Source organism: Kitasatospora sp. NPDC048298 (assembly GCF_043201465.1).
Classification (GTDB): domain Bacteria; phylum Actinomycetota; class Actinomycetes; order Streptomycetales; family Streptomycetaceae; genus Kitasatospora.
The window spans coordinates 83,091-100,731 of sequence record NZ_JBICYZ010000032.1; the positions used below are offsets into that span (position 1 = coordinate 83,091).

Genomic DNA, 17,641 nt, shown 5'->3' on the forward strand with positions numbered 1-17,641 from the left:
GGCCTCAGGGAGCGGTGGCCAGCTCGGTCGGCGCCCCGTCCGGCAGCCCCCGGGCGGCGGCGCGGAACCCGGCCTGGAACCGGCTCTCGGCGCCCAGATCCTCCATGATGTCGGCGATGTGACGGCGGGCGGTCCGCAGCGACATGCCCAGACGGCGGGCCACCGCTTCGTCCTTCAGGCCGGCGGCGAGCAGCCGGACGATCGTCTCGTCGATCTCCCGGGAGACCCATTCCAGCTGTCGGCCGACGGCCGTGGTGAACGGCGTGGCCCGCTCCCAGGTCTGCTCGAAGATCTCGCACAGATAGGCCACGATGGACGGCTCACGGATCACGACCGCCCCCCAACTTCCGTCCTGGGCCGGGATGAAGGCCATCTCGCGGTCGAAGACGATCAGGCGGCCGAACAGCTCGTGCGCCGTGCGGTACTCCCCGCCCAGCGCGGCGGCCGCGGCGACGTACGCCTGGCTGGGACCGTTGAAGCGGGCGGTGTGGTGGTAGAGGGTGCGGAGCCGGATGCCGCGTTCCAGCATCGCCCGGTCACGGACCAGCGCCTCCTCCATCGCCTCGGAGGCCCGGGAGCCCCCGCCCGGCTGGCTGGTCAGGACCTCCGTGCGGCAGTGCTCCGACGCCTGGTTGAGGGCGTCGCGCACGAGCTGGACGTTCGCCAGGACCTCCACCGCCCCGGAACGCGAGCAGTGCCGGTCATAGGACGGCGCGAACCGGTTCAACTCCCGCTGGATGTCGACCAGTTGCCGCTGACGCTCGCGGATCTGCGCCTCCATGGGCGCGGTGAGCCGGGCCGAGGCCGTCCCGGGTGCCACCGCGGAGATCCCGGACGGCCCGTCCGGACTGCCCTGGAGCAGTCGGACCCGCAGCAGGCGGGCGATGGCGGCGGCGGCGCTCTCCCGGCTGATCCCGGCGGCCGCGGCGATGGCGGCCGTGTCGGCGGCCCCGTGCTCCAGCACCCAGCCGTAGACGGCTATGTCGGAGTCCTGCAGTTCCTGGACGTCGTCCAGGGTGTCGTTCGGTCCCAATGGCCTTGCCCCCCACCGGTCTGCCGGGCCCTTCGGAGAGCCGTACGGTTCACCCGATCAGCCTAGACACCAGGGGGCGCGCGGCACGTAGGCGCGCCGGGCGGGCCGCCGCTGGTCAGGGCCCGGATGCCCGCGGTGGATCCGGGGCGAACCACCGTCAGCGGGCCGCCGTCCCGCCCGGCACGGGCTCCTCGCGAACGGACCGCACCCGGCGGCGCCTCCTCTTGTCACGAAGAGTCCCTTATGCGGCCTGGCGTCTTGCTGCCAGGTGGTTTCCTGACGGGGCGTTCGTCCTCGCACGGTGCCGGGGACGGGGCAGTCTGGTGCTCGTCCGCAACCGGCGGCCCCGGCCGACAGGTCCGGGAGAGAACAGGAGAACCACCATGGCGCGATCGCCCCTGCCCGTCCGACTCGCAGTGGCCGCCGGACTGCTCGTCCTCTGCGCGGCCGCCCCGGCCGCCGCGGCGACGCCGGGCCAGGGCACGGTCTCCTCCACCGCCCGGGCGACCGCCGTCGAGAGCCACGCCCACGAGGTCCAGCAGGGCTCGACCGACCCCGAGTGCCCCTGGTGCGAGGACACCTCCTGGGGCGGCTGACCCGGCCAGGCTCCGACCGTTCGCGCGCGTCCGCCCGATCCGACCCCAGGAGACCGCAATGGCCCACGTCACCGACTCGCCGCACGCCTTCACCCCCCGGGAGCAGCAGGTGCTGGTCCTCCTGTCGGGAGGGGAGACCTATCGGGGCATCGCCCGCCGACTGGGCATAAGCGAGCACACCGTCGACACGTACCTGCGGCACCTGCGGACGAAGACCGGGACGGCCAACCGCACCCAGCTGGCCGTGCTCGCCGCGCAGCTGGGCTACCGGCCGGAGCCGGCCGCGGTCGGGCCCCGCCTCTCCGCGCCGCTCCGGCCCCGGGCCTGAGCGCCGTCCCGGGCACGGGCGCCGCACCGGACCGAACCGGACCGGACGGCAGCGGGCCGCGGCGGGTGCCGGCGCTACGGGTGCGGGCGGGTGCGCTGGGCGGGGAGGGACGGGGCCGAGGTGCGGCGGGCGAGTTCGGCGAGGGTGTGGAAGAGGACGTCGCCGAGCAGGACCGGGTCGCGCGAGGCGTCGGAGGCCCGCGGGTCGTGGGCGTCGGGGCGGGCGGTCGGGGGCGGCTGGTCGCGGAGCTGGCGTGTGGGCATGGCTCTTCCTGCCGACGGGGTGGCCGTGGGCAGTCATGCCCGCCGTGGCCGGACGGGCACCCGGGGGGCGGGCGGATCGGCCGGAAACGGCGCATGAAGGGCTTGATCACGGTCGGGGCGGGCGGCGGCCGCGGGCACGGGCCGGTGACCCGTCCGCGCCGATGGGCGAAGATGGACCGGTGACCGCACCCCGTACCGCACCCCGCCTCATCGCCACCGACCTGGACGGCACCCTGCTCTGCTCCGGTGGCACCGTCACCGACCGCACCGCCGCGGCCCTGGCGGCGGCCGAGGCGGCCGGGGTGCAGGTGGTGTTCGTGACCGGGCGGCCGCCGCGCTGGATGCAGCAGGTGAGCCCGCACATCGGCGGCCACGGGGTGGCGATCTGCTCGAACGGCGGCGCGGTGGTGGACGTGCGGCGCGGCGAGCTGCTGGAGACCTTCCCGCTGCCGGTGGAGACCACCCTGGCGGTGGTCGAGGCGCTGCGGGCCAAGCTGCCGGGCACCGCGTTCGCCTTCGAGTACCCGGGCGGCTGGGCCCGCGAGGCCGGGTACGCGGTGCCGATGTGGGGCGACCAGCTGGAGGTCGAGGTCGGGACGGCGGAGGAGCTGCTGGGGGCCGGCGGGCCGGTCCGGGGCCTGTTCAAGCTGCTGGCCAAGCACCCGGACCTCGAGCCGGACAAGTTCCTCGCCGAGGCCCGGGACGCGGCCGGGCACCTGGCCGAGATCACCCGCTCCGCGGCGATCCCGCTGCTGGAGATCAGCGCGCCCGGCGTCACCAAGGCCAGCACGCTGGCCCGCTGGTGCGCCGGGCGCGGGATCGACCGGAGCGAGGTGGTGGCCTTCGGCGACATGCCGAACGACCTGGAGATGCTGGCCTGGGCCGGCACCGCGTACGCCGTCGCCAACGCGCACCCGCAGGTGCTGGCGGCGGTGCCGCTGCACACCGTGAGCAACGAGCAGGACGGCGTCGCGGCGGTGCTGGAGCAGCTCCTCGGCCTGGCGGATCCGCCCCGAACCGGCCCCGAACCGGCCTAGCCGAAGCGGCCGTTGACGTAGTCCGAGGTCCGCTGGTCGGCCGGGCTGCCGAAGATCTGCCCGGTCGGCCCGGCCTCGACGATCCGCCCCGGGGTGTCGTGGGTGGCCAGGAAGAACGCGCAGGTCTGCGAGACGCGCTGGGCCTGCTGCATGTTGTGGGTGACGATCACGATGGTGAGCCGCCCGCGCAGCTCCGCGATGGTCTCCTCGACCCGTCGGGTGGAGGTCGGGTCGAGCGCGGAGCACGGCTCGTCCATCAGCAGGATGTCCGGCGAGACGGCCAACGACCGTGCGATGCACAGGCGTTGCTGCTGGCCGCCGGAGAGCGCCCCGCCCGGGGTGTGCAGCCGGGTGGACACCTCGTCCCAGAGCCCGGCCCGGCGCAGGCTGGTCTCCACCAGGTGCTGGCGCTCCTCCTTGGACACCTTGATCCCGGCCAGCTTGAGCCCGCTGGAGACGTTGTCCTGGATGGACATCGCCGGGAACGGGTTGGGCCGCTGGAACACCATGCCGATCCGGCGCCGCACCTCGGCGGGCCGGCGGCCGGGGCGGTAGACGTCGTCGCCCTCCAGCAGCACCTCGCCGGAGAGGGCGGCGCCGCGCACCATCTCGTGCATCCGATTGAGGATCCGCAGGTAGGTGGACTTGCCGCAGCCGGACGGGCCGATCAGCGCGGTGACCTCGCCGGCCGGCATCGCCAGCGAGACCCGCTCCAGCACCTTGCGGCTGCCGAACCAGGCGGAGACGTCCCTGGTCTCCAGTCCGGCGAGCGGCTCGCCGTCGGCGTGGGCGCCGGGGTGGGCGCCGGCGTGTTCCCGGCCGGCGTACGGGACGGGGGCGACCGGGGGGAGGGTGATCGTGTCGGCGACCGGGTCGGTCGCCTGGGTGTCGGTCAGTGGTGCGTCGGTCATCGGAACGGTCCTCCGGGCGCGCGTCAGTAGAGGTTGGGCAGCAGGGCGGCGGCGTTCTCGTAGACCGCCCAGAGCAGCGCGCCGACCACCGGCGCGAAGCTCAGGTACGCGGCCGAGCGCCGCCAGTACCGGGCCAGCACCAGGGCGCCGGCCACCGCGCCGAGCAGGCCGAGCGACCACAGCTGGAGCGTGGCCAGCGCGCCCTTGTCCGCGGCCAGCGCCTTGTCGTACGGGACGGTCGCGGGCCGGCGGCCGGGGTTCTGCTCCGGGTCGCCGTCCAGCCGGGCGCCGATCAGCACGGTGGAGCCGGGGATCCAGTCGGAGTCGCCGGTGACCAGCACCAGCCGGTTGCGGGCCTGGTCGACGATCGGGTGGTCGCCGTCGCCGTACGCGTTGACGGTGTAGGTGAACTTGCCCTGGCCGGTGGTGGCTTCGATCTTGTCGCCGACCCGCAGCTTGGACAGCTCGGCGAACGGCGCGCCGAAGGTGGCGCCGCGGCCGAAGACCACGGCGGCCCCGCGCTGGCCGGGCAGCGCGGTGTCCCGGCGGTGGCCGGGGCCGCGCATCAGGTCCCGGCCGGTGGTGCCCTCGACCACCACGGCCTGGTGCAGGCCGATCGCCGGGATGTCCAGCAGCGCCACCGGGTCGCCGTCGGCGGCCGCGCCGGTCGGGGCGACCGCCCGGGCCAGCTGGTCGCGGAAGGTCTTGTACGCGGTGGACTGGTAGTGCCGCTGCTGGATGTGCGACAGCGTGAACAGGTACCCGACGAAGCCGAGCACCAGCGCGGCCGCCAGGCTGACCGCCCAGGCGCCCTGGAGGAACCGCCGCCGCCCGGGGGAGGCGGCGGGCCGGGCCGGGGCGGCGGGCTCGACGGGGGCGGCCGGCTGCGCGGGGGCGCTCGGCGCCACCGGCTTCTCCAGCACCGGGGCCGTCACGAGGTGCCGCCCGAACCGTTGCGGCGGCGCAGCAGCCGGCGGCCGAGCAGCGGCGGGACGAGCACCACGGCGAGCAGTTCGAGCGCGGTGAGCGAGGACAGCATCCAGTCCTCGGGCTTGCCGCTGACCTCGACCACGTTGGCCGCCACCTCGGTGGCGGCGCCGCCGCCGCGGCCGCGGGCGACCACCTGGCCGGTCTGCGGGTCGATCACGTCCCCGGTGCCGTCGCCGGCGCCGGGCGCGTTCGGGTCACCGCCGGCCGCGCCGCCTGCGGCGTTCGGGTCGCCGGCGCCGCCGGCCGCGTTCGGGTCCCCGGCACCACCGGTCCCGGCGCCGCCCGCACCGCCACCGGCACCACCGGTCCCGCCGGTGCCGCCGGAACCGCCCGCCGCACCACCGGAGCCGCCGGCCGCGCCGCCGGAACCGCCCGAGCCCGAACCGGTCTTGACCGGCTGACCGTTCTGCACGGTGCAGTCGATCGGGGTGCCCGCCTTGTCGCACGGGCTGGGCATCGGGGCGTTCTTGAGGACGGTCAGCTCGCCGGCCGAGTTGAAGGTCGGGTTGGCGCAGTTGGCGAGGGTGTTCGGGTCGACCGGGCTGGCGTTGCCGGGGATGTTCTTGGTCTGCAGCAGACCGCCCTTGACGAGTCCGCGCGGGATCGGCGAGTAGCCGAGGTCGTCCGCCTTGCCCTGGCCCTCGCACAGCACGTACGACAGGAAGCGGCTGAGCGCGGAGCCCTTGTCGTTGTTGAAGCGCGGCGGCGGCGGGCTGGCGGCCCCGGCCCGCGGCACGATCAGGTAGCTGTAGCTGGAGATCGGGTAGGCCCGCGGGTCGTCCATGGTGTAGACGCCGTCGAGGTTCTGCTGCAGGTAGTTCGGGTCGTTCGGCGGGGTGCCGTCGTCCACTCCGCGGATCTTGGCGGCGGTGAGCGCGACGGCGACGTTGGAGGCGGTCGGCAGCGCGTAGTAGCCGGCCTGGTTGAGCACCTTCACGACCGGCCAGTTGCTGCGCTTGGCGAAGGCGTACTCGTCGTAGCCGATGGTGCCGACGTTGGTCGGGGACTTGATGTAGCCGGCCACCACGTCGGAGCCGTTCTGCGCGGTCATCCGGCCGGAGGGCGGGAAGAACTCGGTGTAGTCACCGCAGCTCACCCCGTTGACGGAGGCGCAGTAGGCGTCCCACTGGTCCTTGTGGGTGTGCTCCATCCAGCGGGTGAACTGCGCGGTGGCGCCGGAGCCGTCGGAGCGGACCACCGGGGTGATCGGCAGGCTGGGCAGCGCCTTGCCGTAGTCGGCGGTGATCTTCGGGTCGTTCCAGTTGGTGATCTTGCTGGTGAAGATGTCCACGATGGTCTGCGGGGACAGCCGCAGGTCGCGGACCTGCTTGCCGCCGACCACCAGGTTGTACATGAAGGTGGTGCCGCCCGCGGTGATCGGCACGTAGGAGTAGCCGTAGACCGGGTTCTCCGCGCTCCCGGTGCCGGACGACTTGCCGCCCTGCCCCACGCCGGTGTCCTGCGCGGAGCGGAACGGCACGTCCGAGGCGGTGAAGTCGTCCTGCCCGACCGACCACTGGGTGCGGCCGGCGGCAGAACCGACCGGGTTGAAGTTGATCTGGATGCCCTGCGGCGAAACGTCCTGCCGCCACTGGTCGATGGCAGGACCGGCCCAGCTGGAGCCGTCCGCGCTCAGCGAGACGGAGGCCGCGAACGCCGGGGTCTGCCCCAGCAGGGGGGAGGCTGCCGCGAGCATCAGGGACATCGTCCCCGCCAGCAGCCGGGCCACGGAGCGACTGAGGCCCCTGGACATGTGAACTCCTCTGGTACGGAGGGTGGTTGGCCTTGTCATCGATGCTTCGCCTCGGAGTGGAGGGCGTACGGACGGGCGATGCCGCCGAGGGCGGCCGCTTCCTGGCGGCGGGCCTCCCGGCTGATCAGGCGCTTCTGGGCGCGGGTCAGCTGTCCGGGACGGCGGCCGCCGAGCACGCGCGCGGTGACGAAGAGGACCAGCACGACGGCCATCAGCGTCAGGCCGCCCGCGAAGCCGCGCGCGATCATCCCGTCGTAGGGCTGCTTGACGTAGTTCCAGATGTACAGCGGCAGCGACACCTGGTGCTCGGCGAACGGGTTGCCGTTGAACTGCGAGGTGAAGCCGGAGGTCAACAGGACCGGCGAGGTCTCGCCGACGCCGCGCGCCATGCCGAGCACCACCGCCGTCACCAGGCCGGGCCGGGCGGTGGGCAGCACCACGTTCCACACCGTGCGCCACTGGCTGCCGCCGAGCGCGTAGGAGGCCTCGCGCAGGGTGCCCGGCACCAGCCGGATCACCACCTCCGCGGCCCGGGTGACGATCGGCATCATCATCACGGTGAGCGCGAGCGAGGCCGCGAAGCCGCTCTTCTCGAAGCCGAAGGTGAGGATCACGACGCCGAGGATGAACAGGCCGGCCACGATGGACGGCAGGGCCGTCATCGCCTCGACCAGGGTGCGCACCGGGCGGGCCATCCGGCCGCCGACCTCGGACATGAAGACGGCCGCCGCGATGCCCAGCGGGACGGCGAACAGCGTGGCCAGGCCCAGCTGTTCGAGCGAGCCGACGACGGCGTTCAGCGCGCCGCCCGAGGTCAGCTGATCGAGCGGGCCGGTGTGGTCCATCGACTGGGTGAAGAAGTTGAGGTGCTGGGCCGCCTGCCAGCCGCGGGTGGCGACGTAGCCGATCTGCTCGGCGATCAGCGCCACCACCAGCAGCCCGGAGCTCCAGGCGACCACGGAGATCAGCCGGTCCCGCACCATCATCGGGTGCCACTGGAGCCGGCCGAGCAGGTAGTAGCCGGCCAGGAAGAGCAGGTACCAGCAGATCAGGAAGCCGAAGACGCCGCTGAACGGCAGCACCCGCTCGTACAGCACCCAGTTCAGCGCGAGCGAGCCGACGGCCGCGCCCGCCACGGTGAGGACGTCGTCGCGGGTGACGCCGCCGATCCGGAGCTTCTTCTCCGGCTGCGGGGCCGCGGCGGGCCCGGCGGGCACCGGTTCGCCGACGGGCCCGGACGCCGCGACCGGCGGCAGGTCGAGCGTGGTCATCGGATGGTCCCTTCACTGTTCGGGTGGCGGCGCGCCCCACGGGCGGACTGACGGTTCGTCATGCTCAGTCCGCCGTCGCGGCGCCGGAGCGCGAGCGGTTGATGACGAACCCGGCCAACACGTTGACCAGCAGGGTGAGCGCGAACAGCACCAGACCGGCGGCCATCAGCGCGGAGAGCGACAGCGCGTCCGACTCGCCGAAGCGCAGCGCGATCAGCGCGGAGATCGAGTTGGCGCCGTTCTCCAGGATGTGGGTGATGGCCTTGAAGTTCGGCGAGATGATCAGCGCGACGGCGATGGTCTCGCCCATCGCCCGGCCGAAGCCCAGCATCACCGCGCCGATCACGCCGCCCTTGCCGAACGGCAGGACGACCGTGCGGACCATGCCCCAGCGAGTCGAGCCGAGCGCGTACGCGCCCTCCCGCTCGCCCTGCGGGGCCTGGGAGAAGACCTCCCGGCTGAGCGAGGTGATGATCGGAATGATCATCAGCGCGACCACCACCCCCGCGATGAAGGTCGACGAGGTGTACGAGGTGCCGATGTCCCCGGTGCGCACCTTGAGGAAGGGGATGTACTCCCCCAGGTGGTTGGCCAGCCAGCGGACGAAGCCGAGGATCCGCGGCTGGAGGAAGAACAGGCCCCACAGGCCGTAGACGATGCTGGGGATCGCCGCCATCAGGTCGATCAGCGAGACCAGGGCGGCCCGCAGCCGCACCGGCGCGTACTCGGCGATGAAGATCGCGGTGCCGAGCGCCACCGGGACGGCGATGACCAGCGCGATCAGCGCGATCAGCAGGCCGTTGGGCAGGACGGCGCCGATGCCGAAGTTGTGGGCGGCGGTCTGCCACTTCTGCTCGGTCAGGAAGGACCAGCCGACGGCGCGCAGCGCGTCGGTGCCCCGCAGGATCAGGAAGAAGGCGATCAGTCCCATGATCGCGAAGACCGAGAGGCCGGCCAGCCGCAGCGCGCCGCGGAAGACCCGGTCGCCCGGGGTCGCGGGGGCGGTGATGGTGCGCGGCACGTCCTGGTCGGGCCCGTGGTCGGGTTGGCGTGATGCCCCGGCGTACGGTGCCGCGGGCTCGGCGGCGGATGTCATGGTGTGCTCTCCGTGCTCGGGAACGGGCGTGCTCGGTGAGGGACCGGGGCGCTGCCTCGGCGGGAGGGAAAGCGCTCGGCGGGGCCGGAACGGCGGCCCCGCCGAGCGCGGTTTCCTACTTGCGGCGCAGCCGCGACCACTGGGCGCGGGCGCCGGCCAGGGCCTTCGCCCCGGCCGGGGTGCCGCCGAGGAACAGCGCGGCCGGTCCACCGACCAGCAGCACCAGGCCGGCGATCAGCGCGACGGGCAGCAGCAGCCGGGCGGTGCCGGGACGGTCGGGCACCGGGGTGCCGACCGGGGCCGCGGCGATCGCGTTGCCGGAGGGCGCGGCGCTCGCGCCGGGCTTGGCACCGCCGGGCGCCGCGGCGCCGCCGGCCGTGCCGGTCCCGGTGGAACCGGTGCCGGTGGAGCCACTGCCGGTCGAGCCACTGCCGGACAGGCCGCCGGAGGAGCCGCTGGTGCCGCCGGAGTTGCCGTCCGCGGTGGTGCCGCCGGAGCCGCTCACCGGGGTGGTGCCCTCGCCCGTGCCGCCGGAGCCGGAGGAACCGTTTCCGCTCTCCGGGGTGCCCGGCTCGCCGCCGGCCGGAGGGGCGGTCTGGTTGCCGGGAAGCTTGCCGTCCTGGGCGGCGACGTGCTCCACGGCCTCCTGGGCCTGCTGCCGCTGGGCACCGGTCAGGGCGAGGTAGCCCTGGGCGAGCTGGCCCGGCGCGAAGCCGTAGGTCTGGCCGTCGGTGGTCACGGTCTTGAGGAACCGCGAGATCGAGGCGGCCTTCTCGGCGGGCAGCCCGCCGGTCGGCACCATCGCGTACTGCACGGTGGTCAGCGGGTACGCCCGCTGGTCACGCGAGAACGCGGTGTCCGGCGCGCCGTAGGGCAGCTGCTGGACCCCGGTGGCGGCGTCGGTCGGCATGTCGGCGACGGCGGACTGGAAGCCGGCCGTACCGGGCGACACGAAGGAGCCGGCCGGGTTGAGCAGCGAGGCCTCGGGCAGCGAGAAGGCCTTGGCCTGGGCGGTGTCCATGATGGCGAGCAGGGAACGCACGCCCGGAATCTGCGCGGGACAGGGCTTGTGGCTGCCGTCGGACTCGGCGTTCGGCTGCTGACAGTTCGGCTGGTACTGCATCAGGTTGCGTGTCACCCGGCCGAGACCGTCGATGGAGGGGTTCCACTCGTACTGCTTCCAGTGCTGGAAGTCCACGCCCGCGCTGCCCTGCGCGGGCCCGGAGAAGTCCTGGGCCTGGAACGCCTCCGCCGGATAGCCGGCGAACTTCGGCTTCAGGTAGAAGCTGTCGACGTGCATGCCCCACGGGTCGGGCTCACCGTCGAGGAAGCGGCTCGCGTCCGGATCGGCGGCGAACCACGAGGTCAGCTGGTGGGTGAAGTCGGTGGTGCCACCGGGGACGCCGGGGTAGATCGTCAGCGTTCCGCCGCAGCTCGTCGGCCAGTGGATCCCGTTGGCCGCGGTCTCCGGGTTCAGTTGCTTGAACTCGGGATCGGTGAAGAGGCAGGTCGGGTTGCCGGCCACGGAGGGGATGTTCGAACCCGGCGAGGCGTAGGACTGGGTGAGCAGTTTGGCCACCAGCCGGGCGTTCAGCTTCATGTCGCGGATCTGCCGGCCGGTGTTCGGGTCGTCGATCAGGTACGTGACCGAGATGCCCGTCGTGGCCAGCGGAGCGTAGACGTACGGCCTCGGCGGCGGCGACGCGTCGGGCCGCGCCGTCAGCGCGATCTCCGTCGTGCTGCTGCCTCCCAGGAACGCGGCGCGGGCCTGCGGCTCGCCGCCGGCGGGGACGTAGCCCACGGTCATCGGCGAGTCGCCCAGGCACAGGCCGGCCCGCCACTGCTGCATGGCCCGGTTGGCCATCTCCAGACCGGCGGCGCCGAAGGCCTGGTTGCTCGCCGCGCAGGAGTCCGCCGTGGGGGCGAAGGAGAGCGGGATCACGGTCTTGTGCTGCCAGGCGCACTGCTCGCTGGTCCGGTTGCCCGTCTTCCAGTTCTGGTTGCCGGGGACCATGATCCCGTCGGCGGCGGTGTAGCCGTCCGGGTCGGTGTCCAGGTCGTGGAACTCGCAGTCGGCCTTGCCGTCGAGGACCTGGTAGAGGTCCAGCGGGTCGCCGCCGTAGTTCGGCTCGACCACCAGGGAACAGGGGTGGGTCGCGTCACAGCCGAGCGTGGCGCTCTCCTTGGAGCTCCACACCTCAACCGAGGCGGTGCCCGATCCGTCCGGGCCGGTGGCGGCGATCACCTGGTTGGTGGGCCACTCCGGCGTCTCCGTACGCGTCGGCCGGGGCGGCTGCTCGAAGCCCTTCGTGGGATCGCCGCCGTAGAGGGTACTGCCGTAACAGTCCGTCACCGACGGGTCGGTACCGCGGCACTGGTAGATCCGCACCGCGTAGAGGATGTGGGTCGACAGCGGCTGTGCTGTCGGGGCCGGAGCGTTGGAGCCCAGGTAGACCGTCGGGGTGAAACCGCTCCAGGAAACCTGGAGGACCTGGTTGGTCAGGTTGGTCGTCTGGGAGACGGTCACACTGCCCGCCTGGCCGTACGTCTTGGTGGCCGGAATCCAGACCTTCGGGCCCGGGACCGTCACGGCCGAGTCGGCGTGCGCCTGCGGCGCCGCACCCAACCCGATCGGAATCACGGCGAGCGCCGCCACCACGGCCTTGACGAGCGCCAGGGCCGGCAGTCGACGGCGCCACCTCCCTCGGCCTCTCGGGTCGGGTACGCGGTTTCTCATGGCGAGGCCTCCGGGAGATGCGGGCCGCCGAGGGAGGCGGCGCGAGGGCGTCGATCGCGCTGGGGACGGATTGTTCCGTGCGTACTATTCGGCCAGCCGGACATGGCGGGATCCGGTCGGCCAGATGTACGAGACCACAACGCGACGACTCCGTACCGGAGTTGGGAACTCCGCAAGTGGCGGGCCCACGCCGAGGCGCGGGCCCGCCGACCTGCGGTTCGGTACCGGACGGTCCGGTACCCGACGGCTCAGTGCGCCGGCGTGTAGGACAGCGCGAGCTTGCCGATCTTCTGGCCGGCGGTGAAGTAGCCGGTACCGAGCTTGGTGTCGAGGTACTGCGCACCCGCCGCGTCCACCTCGAAGCTGGAGGAGGCCAGGTTCTGGGTGAGACCGTTGCGGGTGATCACGTTGTCGCCGGACGGGTCGAGCAGCGGGACCGGGGTGGTCGAGCCGTTCGGCACCGCGGTGAAGTAGCCGTTGTCGACCGAGAAGTCGAGCTGCTTGAAGGTCACGCTCTTGCCGGTCGTGAGGTTCAGGAAGAGCAGGCCGCCGCCGAACTGCACGTCGCCGTAGAAGGACGGGATGTTCGCGGCGCCGCCGGTCACCGGGAGCGTCACGGTGAGGCCCGCGGTCTGGTCGAACGCCGGGTTCGCGGGCTGGAGCGGGATGATCACGATGCCGTTGAGCGCGGCGTTCGTCAGGAAGTCGACATCCGTCGTGATCACGGCCTGGCCGGCGGCCGGGGTGGTGGCGGTGTCGGCGACGGCGGCACCGCTGACGGCGGTCAGGGAGAGGACGACGGCGGCACCGGTCGCGGCCAGGCGGGCGCTGATGCGGGACATGCTGGACTCCTTGGGAGAGGGAGAGGTGATGTGCTGGTGGTGCGGTTCGTGGAAGCTCAGGAGTGGGTGGAGCTGCGGGTCGTCTCGTCGCCGGTGCCCACAACGTCGACGGCACCCGGGGTGACACCGCCCGCCGGGTCGGCGAGTGCGGTGCCGGTCGCCGTCATCGCCGTCGACGCGGTACCGACGAGGGCGCTGCCCGGCCTCGTCGCGGCCCTGCGCATCAACGGAACTGCCTCGTCACGCCGTCGTCGAAGGTGGCCCGGCGGCCGCGGGGCGAGGCCCCGCGGCCGCCGGTGTGGTGCGGGGTGGATCAGGAGTGGGTGACGGAGCCGCAGGCGAAAGCGGACAGCGGCAGGAAGCCGAAGCTCTTGAGGTCGTTGGCACCGTTGGTGCAGAGCCAGCCGTTCTTGCCGAAGATGGCGCGCAGGGTGGCGTTCGAGGTCCACTCGCTGTCACGGAAGACGTTGTAGACCACGCGGGAGTAGGGGGTGGCCGCGAAGGCGGCGCTGATCGTCTTGGCGGTGGTGTCCACCGGGGCGACGTTGTCCACGTTGCGGATGGTCAGCGGGCCCTGGACGTCGGCGCCGCTGCCCTTGCCGTAGTAGACCTGGCCGATGTAGTGGGCGACGGAGTAGGGCACCAGCGCGTTGACGTCGGCCAGCGCCGGGTCGCTGCCCTGGTTCTCCTGGGTGCCGCTGACGACGCAGGCACCCGGGGTGACCGCGACGCCGCCACCGATGGTGGTCAGGAAGAAGGCGCGCGTGCCGGAGTCGGCCTGCGGCAGGAAGGGCTTGATGGTGGCGTTCGGCAGCGACGCGTCGATGTCGTGCCAGTTGGTGACCGCGCAGGTGTAGATGGCCTTCAGGTTCGCGGTGCTCAGGTTCGCCGGGGCGTTGCCGGTGGCCGGGGCGGCCCAGGCGACGGCGTCCTTGGCCAGGCTCACGAAGTCGTCGGTGGTCGGGTCGGTCGGCTGCGGGCCGCGCGAGGAGCGGGCGAAGTCCACCGTGGTGTTGGTGTAGGTGGTCAGCGCCTTGATGCCGGCACCGGAACCGTTCGGGCGGGCGATCGCGGCGGAACCGGCCTTCGGGGTGATGGTGGTGCCGACCGGGGTCGCGTCCCAGCTGTAGACGCGGGGGGCGTTCGGGTCGGTCAGCGACGCGTTGTAGTCGGCGGCGAGCTGGTTCACGACCGACTGGGTGGTGTCCGAGCCGGTGCCCACGAAGTCGATGACGCGGGGGGTCACGCCGGCGGCCGGGTCGGCGACGGCGGTGCCGCCCGCGACGGTCGCGATGGAGGTCGCCAGGGCGGCGACGGTGAGCAGCTTGGCAGCGGTCTTACGCATGTTCCTCTTCCTCCGGGGGAGAGACGTACATCGCGTGAACCCGCACTCCGTTGGGGAGTTCGGGGCCGTGTGGCCGCGTCCGCTGCGGCCTCGCCGGCAGTGCCGATCCTGTCCGGCGGGGAGGTTCCGCCGGAAGAGAGGTCGACTCCGGCCGGGGAATGTCGACTCATCGGTTCAGCGAGGTTTAGCCACTGGTCAGCGTGCACGTGACAGGGGCACCACCGGGCCTCGGCACCGGGTCGACGTTCTTCTGCAGGAGGCTGCTCGGGGTGTTGCCGGAAACCTCCCCTTCACCGGAACAGCACGGAGGGAGATCCGATGCGGGGGCATCGCCTCCGGGAACGCCGAGATGGCGGCCCGTCGAGCGACGGGCCGCCATGGATTCGGACACCTACAGCGGCCGGCGACCATCCCGTCCGGACCGCCGCAACTCCTGCCCCACCCACTGCAGTCCGGCCAGGAACCCGTCGATCCCCGCCTGGCACTGGTCCCGCCGCAGGTACCCGCGCGCGCTGCGGGCGACCGGAACGGCGTCGGCCGCCCCCGGCCGGGTGCTGCGCACCGGCAGGTAGGCGGCCCAGACCCACTGACGCCCTTCGGACTGGCCGACCGAACATCGCAGCGCTGCCCGTTCGATCAGCAACTCCCGCACGGAATCGGCGAGTTCCTCCTCACTGCGATAGGTCCGCACGCCGACCCCGAGCGGCCGCCCGTTGGCGGCCCGCAACGCCCAGCCGAGACAGCGGTCGCCCGCCGGCACGATCAGCAGCCGCGGACCGCGCCGCTCAGCGGCCATCGGTGCGTCTCGACGTCACGGCGGGCTCCGGCAGTTCGCGCGGCGGCTGCTTGGAGAGCAGCACCACGAACCTCCGGAAGGCGTTCTGGCAGGTCGCGTACCGCTCGTACGCGCGGCTGGACCGCACCTCGGGGAGAGCGCGCGAGCCCGGGACGACCCAGATCCAGCCGATGCCCTCCCGTACGTGGGTGATCCGCGCGGTGAGCCCGGCCGCCGTGGCGCGCAGGCCGTCGAAGCCCCGCTCGGCCTCGCCCGCCGTCTCGAACGCGGCCGGGGTGATCGCGACCACCCGACCGTTGGACGCCTTCAGTTGCCAGCGGTAGCGCCCGTCCGCCGCCCGTTCGGCGCGGAACCCTCCTCGACTTGCCCCTGCTGCGGTGTGACCGCGGCCGGCAGCGTTCACTGCCCCCTCCGTCCGGTTGCCCTCCGGATTCCCCTCCGAGCGGGAGCAAAGCTATGTGTGCACACGGAGGCCCCGAAAGCCCAGAACGTTCACAACTTGCGCTGTTGGCCGGGAAGTTCTCTCTCGTTTAACTTTCACTCGTATCGGTCCGGGGACCGATCGGGAGCCGTCCGGAAGTCGATCGGAAAGCGACCGGGAAGCGGTCGGGAAGCGGTTGGAAGTCGGCCTGGAACCATCAGAGTCGGGCTGTCCAGCGCACCATCGTCCCCTTCCGGTACGGCCCGCTCTCGTGCCACGCGTCACCGCCGAGCGCCTCGGCACGCCGGGCGAGGTTGAGCAGGCCGCTGCGCCGCCCGCCCTTCGGGATGCCCACCCCGTCGTCGGTCACCGTGAGCAGCACACCGGGCCGCCCGCCCCGCTCCAGCGACTCCGGGTCACCGCCCATCGGGCGGCCGTCCTCGCCCAGGTGGGTGGTCGCGTCGATCTCCACGCCGACCCGGGAGGCGCGCGCGTGCCGGGCCGTGTTGGAGAGCATCTCGCGCAGGGCGGCCAGCAGTTGACGTCCGGTCTTCTCCCCCAGCAGGCTCTCCACCGGCCCGACGAAGCTCACCGAGGGTTTGAAGCCGAGCGCCGCCGCGGCCTGGCTGGCCTCCCGCAGCACCCGGGTGCGCAGGGTGTCCGGGGCGTCGCCGTGGTTGTCGTGCTGGAGGGCGTAGATGGTGGTGCGGACCTCCTGGATGGTGGCGTCCAGCTCGTCCACCGCCTTGCCGATGCCGACCTTCACCTCGGGGACGACCGCCCGGCGGGCGGCGCTCTCCAGCATCATCCCGGTGGCGAACAGCCGTTGGATCACCAGGTCGTGCAGGTCGCGGGCGATCCGGTCGCGGTCCTGGAAGACGGCCAGCCGCTGCTGGTCGCGCTGCCCCTCGGCGAGCCGCAGGGCCAGCGCGGCCTGCGAGGCGAAGGTCTCGGCGAGCTGCTTCTCGCTGTCGGTGAACGGCACCGCGCCGCAGGGGCGCCAGACGCAGAGCCCGCCGAGCACCCGGCCCGCGGCGACCATCGGCACGGCCATGGACGGGCCGAAGCGGCGGGCGAGCCGGATCACCACGGTCGGGTCGCTGGACATGTCGTCCAGGTAGACGCTCTCCCCCGCGAGCAGCCGGGCCGCGAAGCTCTCCTTGGGCAGCAGTTCGCCGCGGACGTACTCGGCCAGCTCGCCGGAGGCGTGCGCGACCCGCATCTGCCCGTCGTCCTCGCCGCTGCCCTCGGGGCCGGTGGGCAGCAGGATCATGCCGAGCGCGGCGTCCGCCAGCTCCCGCACCTGCTCGGCCGCGACGGTCAGCGCGGTCTCCGCCTGCTCGGCGGAGAGCAGGGCGGTGGTGACGGCGGCGGCGCCGGCGATCCAGCGTTCCCGGCGGCGGCCCTCCTCGTACAGCCGGGAGTTCTCGATGGCCACGCCGGCCGCGGCGGCGAGGGCGTGCACCACCTGTTCGTCCTCGGGGGTGAAGGCGCCGCCGCCCTTCTTCTCGGTGAGGTAGAGGTTGCCGAACACCTCCGCGCGGACCCGGATCGGCACGCCCAGGAAGGTCCTCATCTGCGGGTGTCGCGGAGGGAACCCGGAGGAACGCGGGTCGGCGCCGAGGTCGGTCAGCCGCAGCGGCTCGGGACGGTCGATGAGCGCGCCGAGGATGCCCCGGCCGGTGGGCAGTTCGCCGATCTCGGCGGCGGTCTCGTCGTCGACCCCGACGTGGATGAAGTCGGCCAGGCCGGTGCCGCCGGGGGCGATCACGCCGAGCGCCGCGTACCGGGCGTCGACCAGTTCGGCCGCCCCCATGGCGATCCGGTGCAGGGTGGCGTGCAGGTCCAGCCCGGCCCCGATGGAGACCACCGCCTCCAGCAGCCGCTGCATCCGGTCGGTGACCGCGGCGGCCGACTGCAGGCGCTCGGCGACCTCGGTGACCAGGGTGTCCAGCCCGAGCGAGGCGATCTCGGGCACCCGATGGGGCGTCGGCTCGGCAGTGGCCTCGGGAAGGTCCGGCGTGGGGTCCATGGAGAAAGCCTAGTTTGTACGCTTTTCAGCCGAAGGACGGCGCGACGACCGGCCGACGACCGGCCGACGGGCGCGCTGCCCAACAGCCGGCCCGACTAGGGCATGTATTTGGTCGTGATCAATGGGCCCTGGTGAGGTCCTTGATCCAAATCATCGCGCCGCGGAGGTGAAGGCCGGCGAGGTAGCTTTC

At 72.9% G+C, this 17,641-nt stretch carries 17 protein-coding genes; 3 read left to right on the forward strand and 14 right to left on the reverse strand.

The genetic code is table 11. The features are described from left to right. Positions 1–4: 4 nt before the first annotated feature. Positions 5–1,033 carry a LuxR C-terminal-related transcriptional regulator gene (locus ACGF0D_RS23520; protein ID WP_392881597.1) on the reverse strand — a complete coding sequence of 343 codons (1,029 nt, stop codon included), beginning with the start codon at positions 1,031–1,033 and terminating at the stop codon, positions 5–7. 383 nt (positions 1,034–1,416) lie between these two features. Here ACGF0D_RS23520 and ACGF0D_RS23525 point away from each other — a divergent pair, with 383 nt between their 5' ends. Both ACGF0D_RS23525 and ACGF0D_RS23530 read left to right on the forward strand, forming a co-directional pair. Beyond that, positions 1,417–1,629, forward strand: a complete 213-nt coding sequence (locus ACGF0D_RS23525; RefSeq protein ID WP_392881594.1) for a hypothetical protein — start codon at positions 1,417–1,419, stop codon at positions 1,627–1,629. 58 nt (positions 1,630–1,687) lie between these two features. Next, positions 1,688–1,957, forward strand: a complete 270-nt coding sequence (locus ACGF0D_RS23530) for a response regulator transcription factor (RefSeq protein ID WP_392881592.1) — start codon at positions 1,688–1,690, stop codon at positions 1,955–1,957. Positions 1,958–2,031: 74 nt separating this feature from the next. Here ACGF0D_RS23530 and ACGF0D_RS23535 read toward each other — a convergent pair whose 3' ends face one another. Next, complete coding sequence (locus ACGF0D_RS23535; RefSeq protein ID WP_392881589.1) at positions 2,032–2,220, reverse strand: hypothetical protein; 189 nt, start codon at positions 2,218–2,220, stop codon at positions 2,032–2,034. Positions 2,221–2,381: 161 nt separating this feature from the next. Here ACGF0D_RS23535 and ACGF0D_RS23540 point away from each other — a divergent pair, with 161 nt between their 5' ends. Continuing rightward, complete coding sequence (locus ACGF0D_RS23540) at positions 2,382–3,257, forward strand: HAD family hydrolase (RefSeq protein ID WP_392919172.1); 876 nt, start codon at positions 2,382–2,384, stop codon at positions 3,255–3,257. Here the strand turns inward: ACGF0D_RS23540 and ACGF0D_RS23545 are convergent. From ACGF0D_RS23545 to ACGF0D_RS23600, 12 genes are all read right to left on the reverse strand, one after another. Further along, complete coding sequence (locus ACGF0D_RS23545) at positions 3,254–4,168, reverse strand: phosphate ABC transporter ATP-binding protein (protein WP_392881585.1); 915 nt, start codon at positions 4,166–4,168, stop codon at positions 3,254–3,256. The two genes, ACGF0D_RS23540 and ACGF0D_RS23545, sit on opposite strands and share 4 nt — an antisense overlap. 23 nt (positions 4,169–4,191) lie before the next feature. Next, positions 4,192–5,103, reverse strand: coding sequence for a sortase (locus ACGF0D_RS23550; RefSeq protein WP_392881583.1), 912 nt, complete (start codon positions 5,101–5,103; stop codon positions 4,192–4,194). Continuing rightward, positions 5,100–6,911, reverse strand: coding sequence for a phosphate ABC transporter substrate-binding protein PstS (locus ACGF0D_RS23555; RefSeq protein ID WP_392881581.1), 1,812 nt, complete (start codon positions 6,909–6,911; stop codon positions 5,100–5,102). The genes ACGF0D_RS23550 and ACGF0D_RS23555 overlap by 4 nt, the downstream gene beginning before the upstream one ends. Positions 6,912–6,946: 35 nt before the next feature. After that, a complete protein-coding gene (pstA, locus tag ACGF0D_RS23560; protein ID WP_392881578.1) occupies positions 6,947–8,182 on the reverse strand; it encodes a phosphate ABC transporter permease PstA in 1,236 nt (411 codons plus the stop codon). A 64-nt stretch (positions 8,183–8,246) separates the two neighbouring features. Then, positions 8,247–9,278: a phosphate ABC transporter permease subunit PstC gene (gene pstC, locus ACGF0D_RS23565; protein WP_392919175.1), complete on the reverse strand. Its 1,032-nt coding sequence runs from the start codon at positions 9,276–9,278 to the stop codon at positions 8,247–8,249. A 115-nt stretch (positions 9,279–9,393) separates the two neighbouring features. Beyond that, complete coding sequence (locus tag ACGF0D_RS23570) at positions 9,394–12,015, reverse strand: hypothetical protein (RefSeq protein WP_392919177.1); 2,622 nt, start codon at positions 12,013–12,015, stop codon at positions 9,394–9,396. A 248-nt stretch (positions 12,016–12,263) separates the two neighbouring features. Further along, positions 12,264–12,857, reverse strand: coding sequence for a hypothetical protein (locus tag ACGF0D_RS23575; protein WP_392881571.1), 594 nt, complete (start codon positions 12,855–12,857; stop codon positions 12,264–12,266). Positions 12,858–12,913: 56 nt separating this feature from the next. After that, positions 12,914–13,081 carry a hypothetical protein gene (locus ACGF0D_RS23580; protein WP_392881568.1) on the reverse strand — a complete coding sequence of 56 codons (168 nt, stop codon included), beginning with the start codon at positions 13,079–13,081 and terminating at the stop codon, positions 12,914–12,916. A gap of 89 nt (positions 13,082–13,170) precedes the next feature. Next, the gene (locus ACGF0D_RS23585; RefSeq protein ID WP_392881566.1) at positions 13,171–14,202 is read right to left on the reverse strand and encodes a PstS family phosphate ABC transporter substrate-binding protein; all 1,032 of its coding nucleotides are present in this window, start codon (positions 14,200–14,202) and stop codon (positions 13,171–13,173) included. Positions 14,203–14,593: 391 nt separating this feature from the next. Then, the gene (locus ACGF0D_RS23590; RefSeq protein WP_392881564.1) at positions 14,594–14,998 is read right to left on the reverse strand and encodes a hypothetical protein; all 405 of its coding nucleotides are present in this window, start codon (positions 14,996–14,998) and stop codon (positions 14,594–14,596) included. Then, on the reverse strand, positions 14,988–15,401 hold the full coding sequence (locus ACGF0D_RS23595) for a hypothetical protein (protein WP_392919178.1): 414 nt from the start codon (positions 15,399–15,401) through the stop codon (positions 14,988–14,990). The genes ACGF0D_RS23590 and ACGF0D_RS23595 overlap by 11 nt, the downstream gene beginning before the upstream one ends. Before the next feature lie 235 nt (positions 15,402–15,636). Beyond that, the gene (locus ACGF0D_RS23600; RefSeq protein ID WP_392919180.1) at positions 15,637–17,310 is read right to left on the reverse strand and encodes a GAF domain-containing protein; all 1,674 of its coding nucleotides are present in this window, start codon (positions 17,308–17,310) and stop codon (positions 15,637–15,639) included. Between the last annotated feature and the right edge of the window lie 331 nt (positions 17,311–17,641).